The organism is Streptomyces sp. NPDC049627 (assembly GCF_044465645.1).
Taxonomy (GTDB): domain Bacteria; phylum Actinomycetota; class Actinomycetes; order Streptomycetales; family Streptomycetaceae; genus Streptomyces.
Genome location: NZ_JBITLW010000009.1, coordinates 483,741 through 505,686 on the forward strand (window position 1 = coordinate 483,741; position 21,946 = coordinate 505,686).

Below are 21,946 nucleotides of genomic sequence, written 5' to 3' on the forward strand. Positions count from 1 at the left end.
CGTTTCGTCAGGCGTCCCGCAGCGACGCCGAGATCCGCTCGCACATGTCGGTGACCAGGCGCTCGTTGCGTACCCACGAGTGATGGGTCTCGCCGCGCAGCGGACGGACCTCGATCGACTCGGCCGGCAGGAGGGTGTCCAGAGCGTTGTACGGGGTCCCGCGGTAGTACTCGAACAGCCGGTGCTGCTGCTCGTCGCGGACGATCTCGTTCGGCTGCTCCGCCTTGAACATCACCAGTCTGCCGAGCCGGTCGGCCAGCCGGTCGAGGTCCTCGCGGCTCGGCGTGTAGTGGTAGTTGATGGGATCGAGGAGGTCCTCGACCCCGGGGAGGCCGATCTCGGCCGTCGCATGACGCATGTTGAAGTACGAGTCGATGACGAACAGGTTGTCGATCTTCTCCCCCGCGCGGGCCAGCTGCGCCGCCGTCTCCAGGGCCACGATCCCGCCGAAGCTCCAGCCGAGCAGGCTGTACGGTCCGGCCGGCTGCACCGTGCGTATGTGGTCGAGGTAGTAGCGGGCGACGGCCTCGAAGGACTCCATGGGTGTGTGCAGGTGCACGTTGTTGAACAGCACCAGCCGGTGTCCGGGCAGCCGTTGCGCGAGGTTGCTCAGGTAGCTCTCGGCCCCGCCCTCGCCGGGCGGGAACACGAAGAGGGTGTGCTCGGCGTGCTCGTCGTCGACGAGGATGTACGGCTCGAAGGCGTCGCCGGTGACCACGGGCCGACCGGGCTGCGCGCGGCCCGCCCCGGAGCGGGTGACGGTCGCCGTGTGGGCGGCCAGCCGCTCCAGCCAGGTGCGCAGTTCACCGGCGAACCGCCGGGTGGTGGCCTCGTCCAGCCGGCTGTCGACGACGGTGACCAGACGGTCGCCGGCGCACCGCATGGTCACGTCGACGCCGAACTGGTCCGCTCCCCGGTTGCGGTCGGAGAGGTGGCTGCCCGACATGGCCGAGTCGAGCTGCCAGCCCGTCCGCCGGTCCGGCGCCTGCTCTCCCCCGTCGGTGAACCGGCCGAGGTAGTTGAAGCTGACCGGGGCGAGCGGCGCGCGCTCGCTGCCGTACCGGCCGAAGAGGGCCCCGTAGCCGATGCCGTGGTGCGGCACCCGGCGGCAGGCCTCCTTGGCTCCGAGCACGCTGCGCCCCAGGTCCTCGGGGTCGGCCTCCAGGGCCAGCGGGTACATCGTCGTGAACCAGCCGACCGTGTCCCGCACGTCGGGCGCGCCCGCGAACCGTTCGCGGCCGTGGCCCTCGACCGTGACATGGTTGGTGGCCCGGCCGGTGACCGCCCTCAGGGCCAGCCCCGTCGCCGTCAGCAGCAGCTCGTGCAGGGTGGTGTCGTACGCCCAGTGGCTCTCGGTGAGCAGGGTCCGGGTGTCCGGCACGCTCAGCGCGAACTCCTCACGCAGCGTGGGCGCGCCCGCCACGGCCGACAGCTCGCCCCGCGCCGCGGCCAGTCCGTCCTGGACGTGTTCCCACAGGCGGCGCTCGTCCTCCTCGGGGACGTAGCGGCGCAGCGCCTCGCCCCACTGGCGGTAGCTGCTGGTCTTCTTCTCCAACTCGCCGCCGTGGTAAAGGATCTCCAGGTCCTGGGCGAGGATGTGCCAGCTGACGGAGTCGACGATCAGGTGGTGCAGGGCGAACCAGACGCGTGCGGTGCCGTCCTCGAACCCGTGCAGGTAGGCGGCGCAGGCGGTCGGGCCGTGCGCCAGGTCGAAGCCGCTCTGCAGTCGGGCGAGTTGTTCGCGGATCTCCTCGGGCCGCAGGCCGCTCACGTCGAGTTCGTGCAGGGCGACGTCCGGGGTGCCCTCGGCGTAGGACTGGGTGACCTGGGTGGCCTCGGCCGCGTCGCCGTCGAAGCCGCTGTAGCGCAGGCGGAACGCGTCGTGGTGGTCGACCAGTCGTGCCAGGGCCCCGCGCAGCCTCGCCGTGTCGAGCGGTGGCGTCCGCACGGCGAAGTTGTGGTTCCAGTGGCCGCGGTCGGCGAGCGGCTTGGCGAAGAACCACTCCTGGACGGGCAGCAGCGGACAGGGGCCGCTCAGCCGTCCCTGCTCCGGCTCCTCCTGCCCCTCCCCCGGCGTGCCGTCCGCGTCGGCCGCCCTGGACAGGACGTTGTCGACGAGCTGCCGCACGGTCGGGAAGTCGAAGACGTCCTTGACGCCGATCCTGCGGCCGACCTCCCGCTGGACCTGGCTCGCCAGGTGCAGGGCGCTGATGCTGTCGCCGCCCGAGCGGAAGAAGTCGTCGTCGATGCCGACGGTGCCGCCCGGCAGCTGCGCGCTCCACAGCCGGCACAAGCGGGCTTCGACACGGCTGCGGGGTGCCGCGTAGACGGCTCGCCGGGCCGCGAAGTCCGGCGCGGGCAGCGCCTTGGTGTCGAGCTTGCCGTTGACGGTCGTCGGCAGCCGGTCCAGGCGGACCAGCGTCGACGGCACCATGCCCGGCATCAGCCGGGCACGCAGGCCGGCGAAGATCGCGTCCTCGTCCACGGGCGCGTCACGGTCGGCCACGTAGTAGCCGACGAGCCGCCTGCCGTCGGGTGAGCGCTCGTCCCCGGCGGCGACGACCGCGCACTCCCGCACCTGCGGGCAGCCGGCGAGGACCGTCTCGACCTCGCCCAGTTCGATGCGCAGGCCGTTGATCTTGACCTGGGCGTCGTTGCGGCCGACGTACCGGATCTCGCCGTCGTGGGCGCGGCGGACCAGGTCACCGGTGCGGTACAGCACCTCGTGCCGGCCGGCCCGGCGGTCGTCCTCCGTCAGGAACGGGTTCGGCAGGAACCGCTCCCCCGTCAACTCGGGCTGGTTGAGGTAGCCGTCCGTGACGCACGCGCCGGCCACGTACAGCTCGCCCACCGCGCCCGGCGGCAGCAGCCGCAGGCCCTCGCCGAGCACGTACAGCCGAGTGTTGTCGAGCGGCTGCCCGAGGGCGTTCGCGTAGGGGTCGCCGGGCCCGAAGCGGCGGACGGTGTTGTAGACGGCGGTCTCCGTGGTGCCGTAGGCGTTGAACAGCGGGCCGGAGAACCCTCCGCGGATCTTGTCGAAGTGGCGCTCGTGGAACGCCTCACCGGCGACCAGCACACACCGCAGGTGCGTCAGGCGGGCCAGGTCGAGCTGGGTGATCTGCGTCGGTGTGCCGCTCAGGTACGTCAGTCCGGCACGGTTCGCGTAGTCGTAGAAACCGTCGTCCTCGGCCGGCGGGGACGGCGGCACGACCAGGGTGTGGCCGCCGAGGACGGACAGCACCAGCTGCTCGACGGAGAAGTCGAACACGTAGTTGGCGAGGAACAGCACGCCTTCGCGAGTGGTGCCGGGGCCGCCGAAGTAGCGGCCGGCGAGCTGCTCGCGGAAGCTGTCCACGGCGCGGTGCGGCACCAGCACCGCCTTGGGCCGGCCGGTCGTGCCCGAGGTGTAGATGGCGTACGCCAGGTCGCCGGGCGATACCTCGGTGACCGGGTTCTCGGTGGAGCGGTAGCCCATCGGCAGCCGGTCCGCCTCCACCAGCACCGGCCGTGCGGCGGCGGGCAGGGCGCGCAGCCGGCCGGCGTGGGCGTACTCCGTGACCACGAGCCGCGCCCGCGTGTCCTGGAGCATGAACTCGATCCGGTCCTCGGGGTAACCCGGGTCGATCGGGACGTACGCCGCCCCGGCCTTCCACACCGCCAGGATCGCGGTGACCATCAGGTCGCTCTTGTCCAGCACCAGGGCGACCAGATCGTTCGGTCGCAGCTGCACGACGGAGCGCAGATAGTGCGCCAACTGGTTCGCCCGCTCGTTGAGTTGACGGTACGTCAGCTCGGTGTCGCCGTACACCAGCGCGGTCCGGTCGGGGAAGGCTGCGGCCGTCTCCTCGAACACGGCGTGCAGTGTCCGGGCGGGCTCGGTGGCGCCGGACGGCGAGCCGGCGGCGGCCAGCAGCCGGCTCCGGCCCTCCTCGTCCACGCCGGTGACCTCGGTCAGCCGGCCCCGCTCGCCCGCGGCGGCGAGCCGGGTGAACTCGCGCAGGACGTGCTGGAAGGCGGCGACGAAGCCCTCGGCGCTCGCGTCCTCGAACAGGGCGGCGGCGTATGTCAGGTTGCCCGCCAGTCCGCCGCCGTCCGGGGTCTCGGTGAGGGTGGCCGACAGGTCGAACTTGGTGGCCGTCCAGCCCCCGGCGTCCGGCTTGTGGGCGGTCGGCACCGGAGTCCCGTCGGTCACCGGGGTGGTGTCGGGACGGTCGGTGACGTTCTGCAGGGTGAAGTTGACCTGGAGGACGGGGTGGCGGCTCGGGTCCTTGTCCACGTCGAGTTCCTTGACGAGCTGCTCGAACGGCAGCTCGCCGTGCACCTGCGCCGCGACGACGTGCTCGCCGACGGAGCGGACGTAGTCCACCAGCGTCGCCCGCTCGTCGACCCGGACCCGCAGGGCGAGCAGGTTCGCGAAGAAGCCGACCGTGCGGTCGAACTCGGGGCGCCCGCGGTTGGCGGAGGGGGTGCCCACCACGAAGTCGTGCTGTCCGGTGTGCAGGGACAGCATCAGGCACCAGGCGCCGAGCAGCACGCTGTACAGGCTCACCCGCGCCGACCGGGCCAGCGCCCGCAGCGCCTGCACGGTCTCGTCGTCCAGCGCGAACTCGATCTCCCGGCCGCGGTAGTCGAACCGGGCGGGACGCGGGTGGTCGAGGGGCAGTTGGACGGTCTCGAACCCGGCCAGTGCCTGAGTCCAGAACTCGGTGAGCTCCGACAGCCGGCGACCGGTCAGGTACTGCCGCTGCCACACGGCGAAGTCCGCGTAGGTGCCGCGCACCGTGCCGAGGTCCGCGGCGGGCACGCCGCGCAGCAAGGCCGCCAGCTCCTGCCGGAAGACATTCCACGACCAGCCGTCGAAGCAGGTGTGGTGCAGGACGAGGCTCAGGTAGAGGCCGTCGGGGTCCGTGGCGAGTTCGAACAGGTCGGCCCGCAGGGGCAGTTCCTCGTGCAGGCGGAAGACATGGCTCTCGCAGTGGACGAGCCGCTCGTCCAGCTCGGCGGTCGTGCCGACCTTGTGCACGGCCGCGTGGAACAGGGCCTGTGCGGCGTCCTCCGGGAGTGTGTACTGTCGGCGGACTCCGTCCTGGTCCGTCCTGAGCAGGGTGCGCAGGGCGGGGTGGCGGCGCAGCAGCGTACGCAGGGCCTGGTCCACCGTGTCCCGCGACACCGTGTCGTGCGTGGGGATCCGCAGCGCGAACGGGATGTTGTAGGCGGCGGTGCCGCCCTCGAACTCGTCGATGAACAGCAGGCGTTCCTGCGCGAGGGACACCGGAGGGCGGCCGGCCAGGGTCGCGGCGCGTCCGGCCGTCTGCTCGGCGCTCTCGATGTTGCCGGTGTCCTCGGGGTTCCCGGCGTTCGTCTGCGCCGCCATGTCCCGGATGTGCTGCGCCTGTGCGCCGAGGGACGTGTGCTGCAGCACGGTGCGGACCCCGAGGCCGCGGCCGAAGCCGCTGGTGATGGCCTGGGCGAGCGCCATCGCCCGGATGCTGTCGCCGCCGAGCGCGAAGAAGTCGTCGTGCACGCCGATGCGGTCCGGGGCGATGCCGAGCACCGTGGCCCAGATGCCGCACAGCTTGACCTCGACGTCGCCGGAGGGGGCGACGTACTCGGTGCCCTCACCCGCCGCGAAGTCCGTCTCGGGGAGCCGCCGTGTGTCCAGCTTGCCGCTGGGGGTCACGGGGATGTCCGTGATCCGCAGGATGCGCGCGGGCACGATGGCCTCGGGCAGCTTCCTGCGCATCCACTCCTTCACGTCCTGCTCGTCGTGCTCGCGGTCGCCGATGTAGAAGCCGACGAGGTACTTCTGCGCCGCCGCGAAGCCGGACCCCTGGTGCTCACGGGCGATCACCAGCGACCTGGTCACGCCGGGATACGACGACAGGACCGCCTCGACCTCGCCGAGTTCGACGCGCTGGCCACGGATCTTGACCTGGAGATCGGTGCGGCCCAGGCACTCCAGCTCTCCGTTCGGCAGCCATCGCACCAGGTCGCCCGTCTTGTACAGGCGCGCGTTGCGCCCGGCCGCACGCTCCTCGGGCGTCTGGAACGGGTTGTCGATGAACCGCTCCGCGGTCAGCTCCGCGCGGTTGAGATAGCCCCGGGTGACGCCGACGTCGCCGATGTACAACTCGCCCATGCCGCCGACCGGAACCCGCTTCATCGACTTGTTGAGCACATAGGCCGTGGTGTTCGCCACCGGGTGGCCGATGCTCTTGGTCGAACGGCGCTCGTCGACGGCCGGGTACGGGCGTTTGTGGCTGGTGATCGAGATCTCCGTCGGACCGTACCCGTTGATGACGGTGCCCGGGAACGTCCCGCGGATCTTGTTGAACACCGGCTCGGTGAAGTCCTCGCCGATCGCGTCGATGCGGGTCAGGGACGTCGTCGTCGAGTAGTCGTACAGCGACAGCACCGACGGCGTTCCGGAGAGGTAGGTGACCTTCTCGTCGTTGATGTACTGGTACAGGCGCTCGGCGTCCGTGCGCATCGTGTCGTCGAGGACGACCAGTTTCTGCCCGTTGAGCAGCGCGTCGGTCATCTGCTCGACGAAGTGGTCGAAGACGTAGTTGGAGAACGACAGCAGCGCCTCGTCGCCCTCGCTCTTGTCCAGCGCGAACAGTTTCGCCAGCGACACCTGGAGGTTGACGACGCCCCGGTGCTCGACCAGGACGGCCTTGGGGTTGCCGGTGGTGCCGGAGGTGTAGATGGCATAGGCGAGATCGGTGCTCGTGACCTCGGTGACCGGGTTCTCCGACGAGCGGTAGCCCATCGGCAGCCGGTCCGCCTCCACCACCGGCAGGCCCTGAGCCGCCGGCAGCGCGCGCAGCCGCTCCGCATGGGCCTCGTTGGTCACCACCAGCCGTGCGCCGGTGTCCTGGAGCATGAACGCGATCCGGTCGTCGGGATAGCCCGGGTCGATCGGCACATACGCCGCCCCGGTCTTCCACACCGCCAGGATCGCGGTGATCATCAGCTCGCTCTTGTCCACCACCAGGCCGACCAGGTCGTCCGGCCGCAGCTGGACCACCGACCGCAGATAGTGCGCCAACTGGTTGGCCCGCTCATTGAGCTGACGGTACGTCAGCCGGGTGTCGCGGTAGACCACCGCGATCTCGTCCGGCCAGGCCGCGGCCTGCTCCTCGAAGATGCCGTGCAGGGTCTTGCCGGCCGGAAAGTCGGCCTGCGTGCGGTTCCAGGCGTCGAAGCGCTCGACCATCGCCGGCGAGACGAGTTCCAGGGCGTCGACGGGCCGGGTGATGTCCTGCGCCACCTGGGAGAACAGGGTGTGGGTGACATCGAGCAGGGTGTCGATCGTGGCGTCGTCGAAGAGTTCGCCCGCGTACCACAGGGTGACCGTCAGCTCGTCGCCCTCCTCGCGGGCCACGACGGCCAGCGGGTAGTCGACCTTGTCGGCGTCGTACGCCTTCTCGAAGCGGAGGAGTTCGTCGTGCTCCTCGGCCTCCTCCAGCAGCCGCGGGTAGTTCTCCAGCACCAGCAGCGTGTCGAACAGCCGGCGCTTCATCCCGCCGGTCTGCAGCCGGCCGAGCTCGACGGTGCTGCGGCCGTTCATGGTGTTCACGGCGGACTGGATGCCCGCGATGGCCTCGCCGACGCTGCGGCCCGTCTGCTCGTCGTGGTCGACGACCAGGGGCAGGGTGTTGATGTACAGGCCCACCGAGTTCTCGATGCCGTCGACGGGCAGGTTGCGGCCGGAGACGATCGTGCCCACCACGGTGGTGTTCCCGCCGCCGATCGCGTACAGCACCTTGTGCCACACGAACTGCAGCACCGAGTGCAGGGTGACCGAGTGGCCGGCGCACAGCGACTTCAGCGTGGCGGTCAGGTCCGCGCCGAGGCCGAGCTTCCTCGTTCGGTGCTCGCGGACGTGGTCGTAGTCGCTGAGGTCGACCTGGTAGCGGATGTCCTCCTTGAGCAGCCCGTCGAAGTCGCCGCGCTCGTCGACGCGTTCGATCTGCCGCAGCCAGTGGTCGACGTGCTCGTCGCGGTGTTCCTCCCAGTGCCGCTGGGCCGCCGCATAGGCGTGGTCCACGTCCGGCTCGATCGCGGCGCCGCGCACCAGGGCGAGGTATACGCGGTGCACCTCGTCGTGCAGGACCGGCAGGCTCCAGCCGTCCAGGACGAGGTGGTGGCAGCTGAAGATCAGCGAGTACAGGTCCGCGCGCTGCCGGATCAGATAGACCCGGAACATCCGGCCCTCGGCCGGCTCGTACGGCTCGGCCCGGTCGCATTCCTGCAACTCCCTGATACGGGCGTCCTGTTCGGCGTCGTCGGTCACGTCGGCCAGGTCGACGAACCGCCAGTCGAGGGGCCGGTCGTCGGGATCGACGATCTGGAAGGGCTCCTCGGCCCACTCGAAGCGCAGCCGCAGCGCGGGGTACTTGTGCTGCGCGTGCTCCCAGGCCTGCCGCATCAGGTCGGGGCGGATCGGACATCGGTAGCGGTGCACCGACTGCATGACGTAGGCGTCGTCGCCGTTCCTGCGCTTCAGGGCGTGGTACAGCAGACCCTGCTGCAGGCCGTTCGCGCGCAGGCGTAGGGGTTCGCCGTCGGCCGCTGCCGGTTCGTCGGTTGCGGCCGGTTCGTGGGCCGCCGCAGGTTCTCCGGGCGCGCCGGACTCCGGCTCGTACGACGTGTCCCGCTGCCGGTCCAGGTGGTCGGCCAGTTCGGTCAGGGTCCGTGAGGTGAACACGTCCTCGACACCGACGAAGACGCCGAGCCGCTGCCGCACGCGGGCGATGAGCAGGATGCAGGAGATGCTCTGGCCGCCGAGCCGGAAGAAGTCGTCCGTGTCGCCGATGCGCGCGGCCGGCAGGCCGAGGACCTCGGCCCAGATCTCGCGCAGCTGCTCCAGGACGCCAACCGCCGGGCCGGCCCCGGTGGCGGGCGCCGGCGTCGTGCCCGAGCGGACGAGGTCCACCTCGGGCAGGGCCCGCCAGTCCACCTTGCCGTTGACGTTGACCGGGATGCCGTCGAGGGGCACCATGCGCGCCGGGACCATGATCCGGATGAGCCGCTCCTCCAGGAAGGCCAGCAGCTCCTCCTCGGTCACCTCCGCCGACGGCTCGGTCGTGTAGTACCCGACCAGATGGCGGTCACCGGATCCGCCCGCCCCTTCGCGGGCCACCACGGTGCACTTGCGCACGCCGGGATACTCCGTCGCCTGCGCCTCGATCTCGCCCGGCTCCACGCGGACGCCGTTCAGCTTGAGCTGGAAGTCGCTGCGGCCCATGAACTCGACCTCGCCGGACGGCAGGACGCGGGCCAGGTCACCGGTCCGGTAGAGGCGGGCGTTGCGGCCCAGCAGCTTCTCCTGCGCCGACTGGTACGGGTTCGGCGTGAACCGCTCGGCCGTGAGGTCGTCGCGGTTGAGGTAGCCCGGGGCGATGCCGTTGCCGCCGATGTACAGCTCTCCGATGGCGCCGATGGGCAGTTGCTTGAGGTTCTGGCTCAGCACGTACCACTTCACGTTGCGCAGCGGCCGGCCGATGCTGCGGTCCGGGCGCTCCGTCACGCCCGGCCCGAACTCCTTGACGGCGGTGACGAAGGCCGCCTCGGTGAAGGCGTACTCGTTGATGACCTGGCCGGCGAACCGCTCGCGCAGCTGCCGCAGCCCGGCCGCCGTGAGCTCCTCGCCGACGAGCAGCAGCTTCTTCAGGCTCGTGCAGCGCCGCAGGTCGAAGTGCTGGAGCACCGATCCGGTGGCGTTGAGATACGTGACCCCGTGCTGCTCGATGTACGCGGGGAACCGGTCCGGGTCGAGCCTGATCTCCTCCGGGACGATCACCAGCGTCTGGGAGTTGATGAGCGCGATCAGGGTCTGGCGCAGGTGTGGTTCGAAGACGTACGACGCGAAGAGCGCGACCCGTTCCTCGCCGGGCCGGCGCATGTCGTAGCGCTCGGACAGGTCGGTGATGCTGTTGACGACGCTGTCGTGGTACTTGGGGACCCCCTTCGGCACGCCCGTGGTGCCGGAGGTGTAGGTGACGTAGGCGAGGTCGCCGCTGCTCAGGGACAGCCGCGGCTTCTCCGCCGCGCCCGGGGCGCCGTCCTGCTGGGCGAGCACGGTCTCGATCTCGATGACGCGCACCCCGGCGTGCCCGGCCCCGAGGATCTCCCTGAGCCGGGCCGCGTGGTGGCGGTTGGTGACGATGCCGGTCAGGCCGGTGTCACCGACGATGAAGCGGACCCGTTCGGCCGGGTAGGCGGGGTCGATCGGCACGTAGGCCGCACCGGACTTCCACAGTCCGAGGGTGGCCACGACGCCCAGGTCGCTCTTGTCGAGGTACATCCCGACCAGTTGCTGCGGCCGCACCCCCATGGCGGGCCCGAGCAGCCAGTGCGCGAACCGGTTGGCGCGCTCGTCGACCTGGCGGTAGGTCAGCCGGGTGTCGCCGAAGACCACGGCCTCCCGGTCCGGCGACCTGCGCACGGCGTCCTCGAACAGGTCGCCCAGCCGCTTGCCCTCCGGGAAGTCGCCGTCGGTGGCGTTCCACTTGTGCAGTTGCTGGCGCTGGTCCTCCGACACGAGGTCCACGTCGGCGACGCGCTGGGCGGGACGGCCGAGGAACTGACCGAGCACCTCGCGTACGACGTCGAGCACACCGGCGATGGTCCGGTCCTCGAACAGCTCGTCCGCGTAGGCCACGGTCCACTGCAGGTGGCCGTCCGCCTCGACGTCCCGGACGACCACCAGCAGCGGGGACGGCGGCAGGTCGGCCAGGGCCACGTCCCGGTCCGCGAGCACGAGCAGCGCGTCGAACAGACCGCGTCCGAGGACCTCGTCACCGGAGACGTACGCGTCCTTGCGGCGCACGTCCTCGCCGAGTGCGCGCACCGCCTCGCGGCAGGTGAGCCGGGCCTGCTCGACATGGTCGACGATGACCGGAAGCACCCGGGCCCGCGCTGCGCCCTCGCCGTCCGTGGCGTCGACGAGGGCCGCCACCGTCCGGTTTCCATGGCCGTACGCGCGCATGACCGCGTGCAGCGCGGCCAGCGCGAACGCGGCGACCGACACACCGCCGTCCTCGCTGAGCGCGGTCCTCAGCGCGGTGTAGTCCGGTCCCCCGATGCGCAGGTCCTGCCGCTTCGTCGCCCGGACGGCGGGGTCGTCGTCCCGCACCGCGATCTTGTTGCGCCACTCGTCCTTGAGGAGCATCTCCAGATCGCAACGCTCGCTCGATACTGCTGCAATGCGGGCAGACCAGTCCGCGGCAGTCGTCGGGTACGGTGCTGACTTCATACGTAGGCTCTCCGTCGTACAGGATCTGTGCGACGCACGGCGGTGGCCGGGGCCGCCGCAGGGCCGCGAAGGTCAGAGAACGTGTCGGGGCCGGGGCCTGTCCGGCCGGATCAGGCCGGCTGCAGCGCCCGGAGGCTGTGAGCCAGTGCCGCGAGAGCCTGGTCGATCTCGCTCTCGCTGATCGTCAGCGGCGGGCGGAAGCGGAGGCTGCGTTCGCCGCACGGCAGGGCGATGACGTGGTGGTCGCGGTACATCCGGCGCAGGACGTCGTCGCGGAGGCGGGCTTCGGGCAGGGTGATCGCGCACATCAGGCCGCGGCCGCGGGCGTTGCTCACCAGGGCCGGGTACTCGGTGGCCAGGGCTTCGAGGCCGTCGCGGAGGTACTTGCCGCGCTGTACGACGGTGTCGAGCAGCTGGGTGCTCTCGATGGTCTCAAGGATCCGGGTGGCCCGGACCATGTCGGCGAGGTTGCCGCCCCAGGTGGAGCTGATCCGGGAGGAGACGGCGAAGACGTTCTCCGCGACCTCGTCGATACGGCCGCCGCCCATCACACCGCACACCTGCGTCTTCTTGCCGAACGCCACCAGGTCGGGCCGCAGGCCCAGTTGCTGGTAGGCCCAGGGGGTGCCGGTGATGCCGCCGCCGCTCTGGACCTCGTCGAGCACGAACAGGGCGTCGTGCTCGTGGCAGAGCCGCTGCATCGCCTGGAGGAAGCCGGCGCCGAGGTGGTTGTCCCCGCCCTCGCCCTGGATCGGCTCGGCGATGAAGCAGGCGATCATGCCGTCCGCGGCGCGGAAGGCTGCCTCGGCGGCCTGAAGGGTCCGCTGTTCTGCCTCCCGGTTGGAGCGCGCGTGCGCGCCGGCCGGATGCCGCAGCGCGGGGGTGGGGAGCCGGGGCCAGTCGAACTTGGGGAAGCGGGCGGTCTTCGCCGGGTCGGTGTTCGTCAGCGACATGGTGTAGCCGCTGCGGCCGTGGAACGACCGCTCCAGGTGCAGCACCTGAAGCCGGTTCACGCCCTCCTCGTCGAGGCCGAGCCGCTGAGCCTTCCAGTCGAAGGCTGCCTTGAGGGCGTTCTCGACGGCCAGCGCCCCGCCGTCCACGAAGAACAGGTGCGGCAGCAGCGGGTCGCCGAACACGCGGGCGAACGTCTCGACGAACCGGGCGTACGGGACCGTGTAGATGTCCGGGTTGGACGGCTTGTTGACGGCTGCCGCGGCGAGTTCCCGCATGAACTCGGGATCGTCGGTAATGCAGCGCGGATTGATACCGAGCGGCGCCGACGCGAAGAAGGAAAAAAGGTCGAGATAGCGGTCCCCGGTCACGGCGTCGACCAACTGGGTGCCGTGACTCGCGGACAGGTCGAGAACCATTTCATAGCCGTCGACGAGCACATGACGCCGAAGCGTGCGGTGCACGTCCCGAGCGTTCGGATTTTCCGTTTCCAAGAGGCTTGAGTCCGGACAACGTTCCTGTTCACCCATGTGCGAAGACTCCTGTAGTGAACCGGATATTCTGGACCGCCCATGCTATGCGGCCGCCCTCTTGAGCCCCTCTCCCAGCTCTCTCGCATTTCTCTCGGCAAGAGTTTCGGCACTTTCCGGGGAATTCTCATTTCGCGGGCGCAGGGCAGCTGCTATTGTCCGACGCGTCGATCAAATTCCGGCGGTACCGATATTCTCCGAGTGCGCGGGAGATCACGACATGGCCTTTGCCGACTGGGCTGACGCCCGCGGCCGCATGATGCTCGACCCCACCGTCGTCAACCTCAACACCGGCTCCGCCGGACCGCTGCCGCGCAGCACCTTCGAACGCGTCACCGAGTTGCGCACCCGCCTCGCCCGCGCGCCGATGGACTTCCTGCTGCGCGAACTCCCCCCACTGCTGTGGCAGGCACGCGCACACCTGGCCGGCTTCCTGGGCGGCGACCCGCGCCGGCTGGTGCTCACGACCAACGTCACCGGGGCCGTCAACCTGGTGGCGTCGTCGCTGACCCTCGACGCGCCCGGCGAGATCCTGCTCACCGACCACGAGTACACACCGATGCGCTGGTGCTGGGAGCGGGCGGCCCGGCGGCTGGGCCTGACGATCAGGACGTTCCGGGTGCCGACGATGCCCGCCGATCCCGGGGAGATCGTCGAGGCCGCCGTCGCCGCGATGACCCCGCGGACGCGGCTGCTGTCGTTCAGTCACGTCCTGTCGACGACCGGACTGGTGCTGCCCGCCCGGGAGTTGTGCGAGCAGGCCCGCCGCCGCGGGATCGTCACCGTGATCGACGGCGCCCACGCCCCCGCGTTCCTCGACCTGGACCTGGCGGACCTCCCCTGCGACTTCTACGCGGGCAGCGGCCACAAGTGGCTCCTCGCCCCGACCGGGGTCGGGTTCCTGCACATCGGTCCCGGGCAGGAGGACAGCCTGGAGCCGACGCAGGTGAGCTGGGCGTATCACCCCCCGGCGGGGAGCGGCCCGCCGGACGAGCCCGACCGGTTCGGCAGTACGCCGCGGCTGCGCAGGCTCGAGTGCGAGGGCACCCGCGACCTCTGCCCCTGGCTGGCCGTGCCGGAGTCGGTCGACTTCCAGGCGCGGCTCGGCCACGACCGGATCCGCTCCCGCAGACGCGAGCTGACGGGCCACGCCCGCCGGCGCCTGACCGACTGGCAGGGGCTGGAACCCGCGACGCCCGAGGATCCGGCCCTGTCCGGCGGCATGGTGGCGTTCCGGCTTCCGGCGGCGGCGAGCGCGGACGAACTGCGCAGGGCGCTCCGGGAGCGCTTCCGGATCGAGGCGGCGGTGGCCGACGGGGCGGATCGGCCGCTGCTGCGGATATCGGCGAACTTCTACACCACCGAAGCCGAGATCGAGTACTTGGCGGACGCGCTGAAGGAGCTGATGGCTTCCCCTTCTTCCCCCCGCGTCGTCGACCACCGCGTCACGTAAGGAGAGTTGAGTGCAGATGGACACGACGGTCCCCACCTTCAGCCTGACGGACCTCCAGGCCGGGCTGCATCAGGACGAGTTCCGCCGCTGTCTGGCGGAGAAGGGAGTCTTCTACCTGTCGGACAGCGGGCTGTCGGAGGCCGACCAGAAGTCCTCCAAGGACGTCGCCGTCGACTTCTTCGACCACGGCACCCAGGAGCAGAAGCGGGCCGTCACCGCCAAGGACCCGACCATCCGGCGCGGGTTCACGGGGCTGGAGTCGGAGAGCACGGCGAAGATCACCAACAGCGGCTCGTACACCGACTACTCCATGTGCTACTCGATGGGGACCTCCGGCAACCTCTTCCCCACGCCCGACTTCGAACGCATATGGACCGGCTACTTCGACCGCATGTACGACGCCTCCCGGGAGGTGGCGCGGCAGGTCCTGAAGACGACCGGTACCGAACCGGACGGCGGGGTCGAGGGCTTCGTCAACTGCGAGCCGGTGCTGAGGTTCCGGTACTTCCCGGAGGTTCCCGCGCACCGCAGCGCCGAGGAGGAACCCCTGCGGATGGCGCCGCACTACGACCTGTCCACGGTGACGCTGATCCAGCAGACACCGTGCCCCAACGGTTTCGTGAGCCTCCAAGTCGAGGTCGGCGGCACCTTCGTGGACCTGCCGGCCAAGCCCGACCTGGTTCTCGTGTTCTGCGGAGCCGTCGCGACCCTCGCGACCGGCGGCCGGGTGAAGGCCCCGCGGCACCATGTCGCCGCGCCGCGCCGGGACCAGATCGCCGGCAGCAGCCGTACGTCCAGCGTCTTCTTCCTGCGCCCGAACGCGGACTTCGCCTTCTCGGTCCCCCTGGCCCGGAGGTGCGGATTCGACATCAGCCTCGACGGTGACACCGCCACCTTCCAGGACTGGATCGCGGGCAACTACGTCAACCTCCGTACGAAGACCAAGGCGTAGAGGCGGCCATGAGCACAGTGTCGGTCACCGGCACCCACGAGATCCGCGCGCGGGCACAGGCCGCTCTGAACCGCTGCGGCGTCGAACTCGCCGCGTTCAAGGGCGACGCCCTCACCGCCCGTACGCCGGTCACGGGTGCCGGCCTGTTCGGTCTGCGCGCCGACGGCCCGGCGGACGTCGACCGGGCCGTCGACGCCGCGCACACCGCGTTCCTCACCTGGCGGACCACCCCGGCACCGGTGCGCGGCGCGCTCGTCGGACGGCTCGGCGAGCTGCTCACCGAGCACAAGCAGGACCTCGCCGACCTGGTCACCGTCGAGGCCGGCAAGATCCGCTCCGAGGCGCTCGGCGAAGTGCAGGAGATGATCGACATCTGCGACTTCGCGGTGGGCCTGTCCCGGCAGCTCTACGGCCGCACCATGCCCTCCGAGCGCCCCGGCCACCGGCTGATGGAGACCTGGCACCCGCTGGGCGTGGTCGGGGTGATCACCGCCTTCAACTTCCCCGTGGCGGTGTGGGCATGGAACGCGGCGGTGGCGCTGGTGTGCGGCGACACCGTGGTGTGGAAACCGTCCGAACTCACCCCGCTCACCGCCCTGGCCTGCGCCGCCCTCCTCGACCGCGCCGCCGCGGAGACCGGCGCTCCGGCGCACCTGAACCAGGTCGTCCTCGGTGCGGCCGGGATCGGCGAACGGCTCGTCGACTCCCCGGCCGTGGCCCTGATCAGCGCGACCGGTTCGACGCGGATGGGCCGCACCGTGGGCCCCCGCGTCGCGGCCCGGTTCGGCCGCAGCCTCCTGGAGCTCGGCGGGAACAACGCCGCCGTGGTCGCCCCGTCGGCGGACCTCGACCTCACCGTCAACGCCACCGTGTTCGCCGCCGCGGGCACGGCGGGCCAGCGGTGCACCACACTGCGCCGGCTGATCGTGCACGAGGAGGTCGCCGACGCCCTCGTCGAACGGCTCGCCCGGGCCTACGGCCGGCTCCCGGTCGGCGACCCGTTCCAGGACACCACCCTGGTCGGGCCCCTGGTGAACGAGGCTGCGTACGCCAGGATGCGTGCGTCCCTCGACCGGGCCGGTGCGGACGGCGGCACCCTGCTCGCCGGCGGTGAGCGACACCTGTCCGGGGCGGCCCCGGACGCGTACTACGTCCGGCCCGCCCTCGTCCGGATGCCGGGCCAGAGCGACGTGGTGCGCGAGGAGACCTTCGCGCCCCTGCTGTACGTCCTCACCTACCGCGATCTCGACGAGGCCATCCGGCTGAACAACGAGGTGCCGCAGGGGCTGTCGTCCGGCATCTTCACGAGCGACCAGCGGGAGGCGGAGCGGTATCTGGCCGCCGACGGCGCGGACTGCGGCATCGTCAACGTCAACATCGGCACCTCGGGTGCGGAGATCGGCGGCGCCTTCGGCGGCGAGAAGGAGACCGGCGGCGGCCGCGAGTCCGGCTCCGACGCCTGGCGCGCCTACATGCGCCGCGCCACCAACACGGTGAACTACTCCGGTCGGGTGGCGCTGGCGCAGGGCGTCGACTTCACTCCCTAGCCGGCCCGGGTCAGGCCGATGTGCCGACCCTGAGGAACTGTTCGTCCTGGCGGAGGATGGCCTGCATCATCTTGGTCATCCTCGCGCCAGGGTTGATCCCGATGTGCTCCCGCAGCTGCCGTTTGGCCCGGTGGAAGACCTGGATCGCGTCGGCCTGGCGGCCCTCGGCGTAGTACGCCTTCATGAGGCTGACGTAGAGGTCCTCGCGGAGGGGATCACGGTCGACCAGTTCCGACAGCCGGGCGATCGCCTCACTGTAGTGTCCGAGGCCCACGTCGATCAGAGCGCGCAGTTCGACCGCCGCCGTCCGCTCCTCTTCCAGGGCCTCCCCCTTCAGCCGTAGCCGGCCGGAGGTGACGTCGGCGAACGCGGGTCCCTTCCACAGGGCGAGCGCGGCGTCGAGCCGCTCGGACGCGTCCTTGTGCTGTCCGCCCGCGTGCAGCTCCCGGACCGTGCGCACCATGTCCCGGAAGACGAAGAGGTCGATGGCCTGCGCGGGGACCCGCAGCTCGTAGCCACTGTCGTGCGAGCCGACCGCGTCCCGTGACAGCCCCGCCTTCTCCAGGGCCGTACGGACCATCCAGGCCGAGGTCTGCAGCTGTCCCGAGACCGTCAGGGGCGGCTCCCCGTCCCAGGATTCCTCGCTGATCACGTCCTTGGAGATGACCTGCCCGGGCCGTAGGGCCAGACAGGACAGGAAACGCTTCTGCCGTTGCCCGGGTATCGGCAGCGGCATGGCGTTCTTCACGAGAGTCACGGGGCCGAGGAGCCGGATCGTCACGCTGTTGCGAGTGGTCATGTCGAATACCCCCTGTGGATGGTCCACGTCCTCGCCCGAGAGGAGTGGACATGGCATGGATGCCAGTGGTGACACTGCGTCGGATCGGGGCGGAGCCGTCACTGGAGTGTGGTCGTGACCAGGCGCCGGCCTTCTTCGGAAGACCGGCTCACCGAGACGAACTCCTCGGCCGCTTCACATGAGTTCCGATGGCGTTCTGCTGTTCAGGTGGCTCTACTGCTGCTCGGGTGGCTTACCGCTGTTCAGGGGTGAGTCAGTTCAGCCTCACCCCACCAGGCTCTTCAGGAACTTCGCCGCGATCGGCCCGGCGTCGGAACCACCCGAACCGCCGTCCTCCAGGAGGACCGACCAGGCGAGGTTCCGGTCGCCCTGGAAGCCGATCATCCAGGCGTGCGTGCGCGGCGGGGTCTCGGAGCCGAACTCCGCCGTGCCCGTCTTGGCGTGCGGTTCGCCGGGGATGCCCTTCAGGGCCCAGCCGGCGCCTTCGGTCACGGTCGCGCGCATCATCTGGCGCAGCGCGGCGACGACACCGGAGTCGAGCCGGGAGGGGGCCTCGTACTTCTTCTTCACGGCGCCGGGCACCAGGACGGGCTGCCGGAAGACGCCCGCCTTCGCGGTCGCCGCGACCGACGCCATCACCAGGGGGGACGCCTGCACCCTGGCCTGCCCGATGGTCGAGGCGGACTTTTCGTTGTCGCTGGTCGCGACCGGGACGCTGCCGTCGTACGTCGTGGTGCCCACGTCCCAGGCGCCCCCGATGCCGAAGGCCTCCGCGGTGTCGTGCAGGGCGGAGGAGGACAGCTTGGCGCGGGAGTTGACGAAGAAGGTGTTGCAGGAGTGGGCGAAGTTGTCCTTGAACGTCGATCCGGCCGGCAGCACGAACTGGTCCTGGTTCTCGAAGCGCTGGCCGTTGACCCGGGTGAACTTGGGGCAGTCCCCGGGGTCCGAGGGCCTCATCCCCTGCTTCAACAGGGCGGCGGCGGTCACCACCTTGAAGGTGGAGCCGGGCGGGTAACGGCCCTCCAGCGCGCGGTTCATGCCGGAGGGCATGTTGGCGGCGGCCAGGATGTGCCCGTTGGAGGGGTCGATCGCGACGATCGCCGCGTTCTTCTTCACTCCGGCCAGGGCTTCGGCGGCCGCCTCCTGCACCTCCGGGTCGATGGTCGTGCGCACCGGCTCGCCCGGGCTCGCCTTGGTGCCGGTGAGCTTCTTCACCACCTGACCGGACTGGCGGTCCACGACCACGACCGACTTCATCGGGCCCGGCCCGCCGGTGAGCTGCTTGTCGTAGCGGGCCTGGAGGCCCGACATGCCCTTGCCGGTCCTGTCGTCGACCATGCCCACGAGGGAGGCGGACTCCAGATCGTCGCCGTTGGTGTCGAGGATGGGCGCGCGGTCCCGCGTCTTGAGGGCGAGCGTCTGCCCCGGAACCATCTCCGGGTGGACCGTTTCGGTGTGGAATTCGACCTTCCATTTACCGTCGGCCTTACGGACGTCGGCCTTCGAATCCCAGGAATAGTCTCCCGCTCCCGGAAGCGTCATCTTCACCGTGAACGGAACTTCTACTTCCCCTTCGGCCTTCTTCTCGCCGTCGCCGGCACTGATCTCGGTCTTGGACGGATCGAGGTTCGTCATGACGGATTTGATCAGCGACTCGGCATTGCTCGGACTGTCCGTCAGCCGGCCCGCCCGGGGGGCGTCGGCCGCCCGCCACGCGTCCAGGAACTTCTGCAGCTCAGCCGTCGCGTCCACCACCTGCGGATCGTCCGACCCTTCGTCGGCAATCAGGCTCGAGTAACCCCAATAACCGACGCCGACGGTCACGGCCAGCGCGACGACCGTCGAAACGACGGTCCGGCCGCGGGAACGACGCCTGCGGGACTGGGGGTAATCGCTGTAGCTGCCGGAATGGGTCATGCAGCTCAGATTAGGCGGGGGTGCCCGCCTGTCGTTCACCGCCATGCGGCATTCAGGACAGCCCCGGTGTGAAAGAGCTGGTACGGCTGATCCGAACGGAGACTGCGGGGATGCGCAGGTAAAGAGACATCAAAGGTGGACATCGTTACAAGATCTCCACGCCGAACACAGGGGGTCGATGCCGCACGAACCGGACGTTTTTCCGTGACCATTGGACTAGAGCACTGAAAGAACCCGAGCCGAAGCGGCTGCCTTTACGGAGCAAACTGGCTGAATCGAAACGGCCTGGCCGGGCGCGACCGGAAAATTTCTTGAACCATTCCGGGCGCCCGGTTTTCCAGGGGCTTACAGGGAATCGAAGAGGAGGACTCAGTTCTTCAGCACGGCCTCCATCACGTCCCGCGCGATGGGGGCGGCCAGACTGCCGCCGGAGATGTCCTCACGCGAGATGTCCATGTCGGTCGGGTCGATGAAGACGGCCACGGCGACGGACTCGCCGTCGGGCTTCACGCCGTAGGAGACGAACCAGCCGTAGGGAACCTGATCGCGCACATTGACGCCGCGCTGGGCCGTTCCGGTCTTGCCGCCCACCGTGATGCCGTCGATGAGGGCCCGCTTGGCGCTTCCCTCCCTGGCGGTGTGCTCCATCATCTCCCGGACCTTCTCGGCCGTGGACTCGGAGACGGCCTGGCTCATGACCTTCGGCTCGTGCTTCTCCAGCGCGTTCAGATCGGGGGACCGCAACTCGTCGACGAGGTAGGGCTGCATCACCTTGCCGTCGTTGACCAGCGCGGCCGTCACCATGGCCATCTGCATCGGCGTGCTGGTGAGGCTGCCCTGGCCCATGCCGGTCAGCGCGGTACCGGGCTTGTCCAGGTTCTCGGGGTAGAGGCTCTTGGTGGCCCGCAGGTCCCCGAAGTCGGACGAGTAGACGTCCTCGTTGAACCCGAACTTCTCGGCCGTCTCCCGCATCTTGTCCGCGCCCACCTTCACGGCCGCGTCGAGGAAGACGTTGTTGCAGGAGTGCTGCATGGCCGTCTTCATCGACGCCTTGTTGCAGACGCCGTCCCCGGCCTCGCTGCTGATCCTGTTGGTCGACTGCGGCAGCTGGTACGGCGACGCCGCGTCCGAGGCGGCGTCGACGTCCGTCACCACGCCGTGCTCCAGCGCCGCCGCGGCGGTGAGGATCTTGAAGGTCGAGCCGGGCGGGAAGGTCTCGCGCAGCGCGCGATTGGCCAGTGGCTTGCTCTTGTCGGCGCTGAGCGCCTTGAACCGGTCGCTCTCCTTGAGGGAGTTGCCGGCGAACGACGCGGGGTCGTAGGACGGGGCCGAGACGAGGGCGAGCACCTTGCCCGTCCTCGGGTCCAGGGCCACGACCGAGCCACGGGCGCCGAGGTCCGTGAGGCCCTTGTATCCGGCCTTCTGCGCCTTGGGGTCGATCGTCGTGATGACGTCTCCGCCGCGCCGTTCCTTTCCGGTGACGACGTCCGTGAAGCGCTCGAACGCCAGCCGGTCGTCCTGACCGCTGAGCACGCTGTCGTACGTGTTCTCCAGAAACGTCATTCCCGTGGCCTGGGAGGCGTATCCGGTGACGGGCGCGTACATGGGGCCGTTCTTGTACGTGCGCTGGAACTTGAGATCCGATCCGTCCACCGCCTTGGAACCCGTGACCGGGCTCGCACCGACGATGATGTCACCGCGAGGTGTCGCGTACTGGTTGATCAGGACCCGGCGATTGTCGTCGTCGGTGGCGAGTGCGTCCGCCTCCATGTACTGGAGCCAGTTGGCCCGGATCAGCAGCGCGAGCATCAACAGCCCGCAGAAGATGGCGATGCGCCTCAGCGGCTTGTTCACGCGGCCGCACCTCCAGCGGCGATCGGCTGGTGCGCTCGTAACAGCGGTATTCGGGTAGGGGTCGAAGTGCAATGAACCATGGCTGCACCATAGTTGAGCGCGTTGCCGTGTCCTCGGAGAACCACCGGGACAAGCCGACGATCACGACGGCGAGCGCGGATCCGGCGCCTCGAAGTGACTTGATAGTGAGCTACGGACGGCTGTCGGAGTCGCTTAGGCTCGGCCCCGAAGCGACCCTTTGTCCCAAGGCGAGAAATCTCCCGAAGCCGCCAACGCATCTCCCTTTTCCGGCGCACGTGCAAACGCCAGGAGAGTTCGGCTCGGTCGCTGTGGCACGTGACGCGGTGGGATGCCTGGGCGAGCTCCCGATCACGGCACAGCAATCACGGCACAGCAAAGGGATCACGCGTGACCAACATCCCCGAGACGGGCCGGACGCCGCGCGTCCGGATCCGGCTCGTCGTCATCCAAGTCCTCGTCCTTTCCTTACTCGGCACCCTCGGCGGACGCCTGTGGCACTTACAGATCCGCGAAGGGGACGCCAATGCCAAGAAGGCCTCCGGCAATCTCGTCCAGAAGGTCGTGCAGCCGGCGGTGCGCGGCTCGATCCTGGACGCGCGGGGTGTGGCTCTGGCGGACAACGAGACGCGGCTCGTCGTGTCCGCCTCCCGCACCGATCT

Annotated in this window: 8 protein-coding genes and 1 pseudogene; 4 read left to right on the plus strand and 5 right to left on the minus strand. The window is 69.8% G+C overall.

The annotated features are described in order from the left end of the window. Window positions 1-7: 7 nt before the first annotated feature. On the minus strand, window positions 8-11,179 hold the full coding sequence (locus ACIBU0_RS26430; protein WP_398822728.1) for an amino acid adenylation domain-containing protein: 11,172 nt from the start codon (window positions 11,177-11,179) through the stop codon (window positions 8-10). 194 nt (window positions 11,180-11,373) lie between these two features. Next, window positions 11,374-12,744, minus strand: coding sequence for an L-lysine 6-transaminase (lat, locus tag ACIBU0_RS26435; protein WP_398822731.1), 1,371 nt, complete (start codon window positions 12,742-12,744; stop codon window positions 11,374-11,376). A 220-nt stretch (window positions 12,745-12,964) separates the two neighbouring features. Between lat and ACIBU0_RS26440 the strand changes: the two genes are divergently transcribed. The 3 genes from ACIBU0_RS26440 to ACIBU0_RS26450 are packed head-to-tail and all read left to right on the plus strand — an operon-like array spanning window position 12,965 to window position 16,696. Next, window positions 12,965-14,197 carry an aminotransferase class V-fold PLP-dependent enzyme gene (locus ACIBU0_RS26440; protein WP_398822734.1) on the plus strand — a complete coding sequence of 411 codons (1,233 nt, stop codon included), beginning with the start codon at window positions 12,965-12,967 and terminating at the stop codon, window positions 14,195-14,197. 16 nt (window positions 14,198-14,213) lie between these two features. Then, window positions 14,214-15,149 carry a 2OG-Fe(II) oxygenase family protein gene (locus tag ACIBU0_RS26445; RefSeq protein ID WP_398822737.1) on the plus strand — a complete coding sequence of 312 codons (936 nt, stop codon included), beginning with the start codon at window positions 14,214-14,216 and terminating at the stop codon, window positions 15,147-15,149. A gap of 8 nt (window positions 15,150-15,157) precedes the next feature. Continuing rightward, window positions 15,158-16,696 carry an aldehyde dehydrogenase family protein gene (locus ACIBU0_RS26450; RefSeq protein ID WP_398822741.1) on the plus strand — a complete coding sequence of 513 codons (1,539 nt, stop codon included), beginning with the start codon at window positions 15,158-15,160 and terminating at the stop codon, window positions 16,694-16,696. Between the two features lie 10 nt (window positions 16,697-16,706). On the opposite strand, the gene ACIBU0_RS26455 is transcribed toward ACIBU0_RS26450, so the two are convergent. The 3 genes from ACIBU0_RS26455 to ACIBU0_RS26465 all read right to left on the minus strand — a co-directional run bounded on the left by ACIBU0_RS26455 (window position 16,707) and on the right by ACIBU0_RS26465 (window position 21,266). After that, a complete protein-coding gene (locus ACIBU0_RS26455; protein WP_398822744.1) occupies window positions 16,707-17,495 on the minus strand; it encodes a BTAD domain-containing putative transcriptional regulator in 789 nt (262 codons plus the stop codon). Between the two features lie 264 nt (window positions 17,496-17,759). Beyond that, on the minus strand, window positions 17,760-19,412 hold the full coding sequence (locus tag ACIBU0_RS26460) for a penicillin-binding transpeptidase domain-containing protein (RefSeq protein WP_398822747.1): 1,653 nt from the start codon (window positions 19,410-19,412) through the stop codon (window positions 17,760-17,762). Between the two features lie 369 nt (window positions 19,413-19,781). After that, a complete protein-coding gene (locus ACIBU0_RS26465; RefSeq protein WP_398822750.1) occupies window positions 19,782-21,266 on the minus strand; it encodes a peptidoglycan D,D-transpeptidase FtsI family protein in 1,485 nt (494 codons plus the stop codon). A 408-nt stretch (window positions 21,267-21,674) separates the two neighbouring features. On the opposite strand from ACIBU0_RS26465, the pseudogene ACIBU0_RS26470 reads away from it, so the two are divergent. Continuing rightward, window positions 21,675-21,946: pseudogene (locus ACIBU0_RS26470) on the plus strand (penicillin-binding protein 2); the annotation flags it as partial.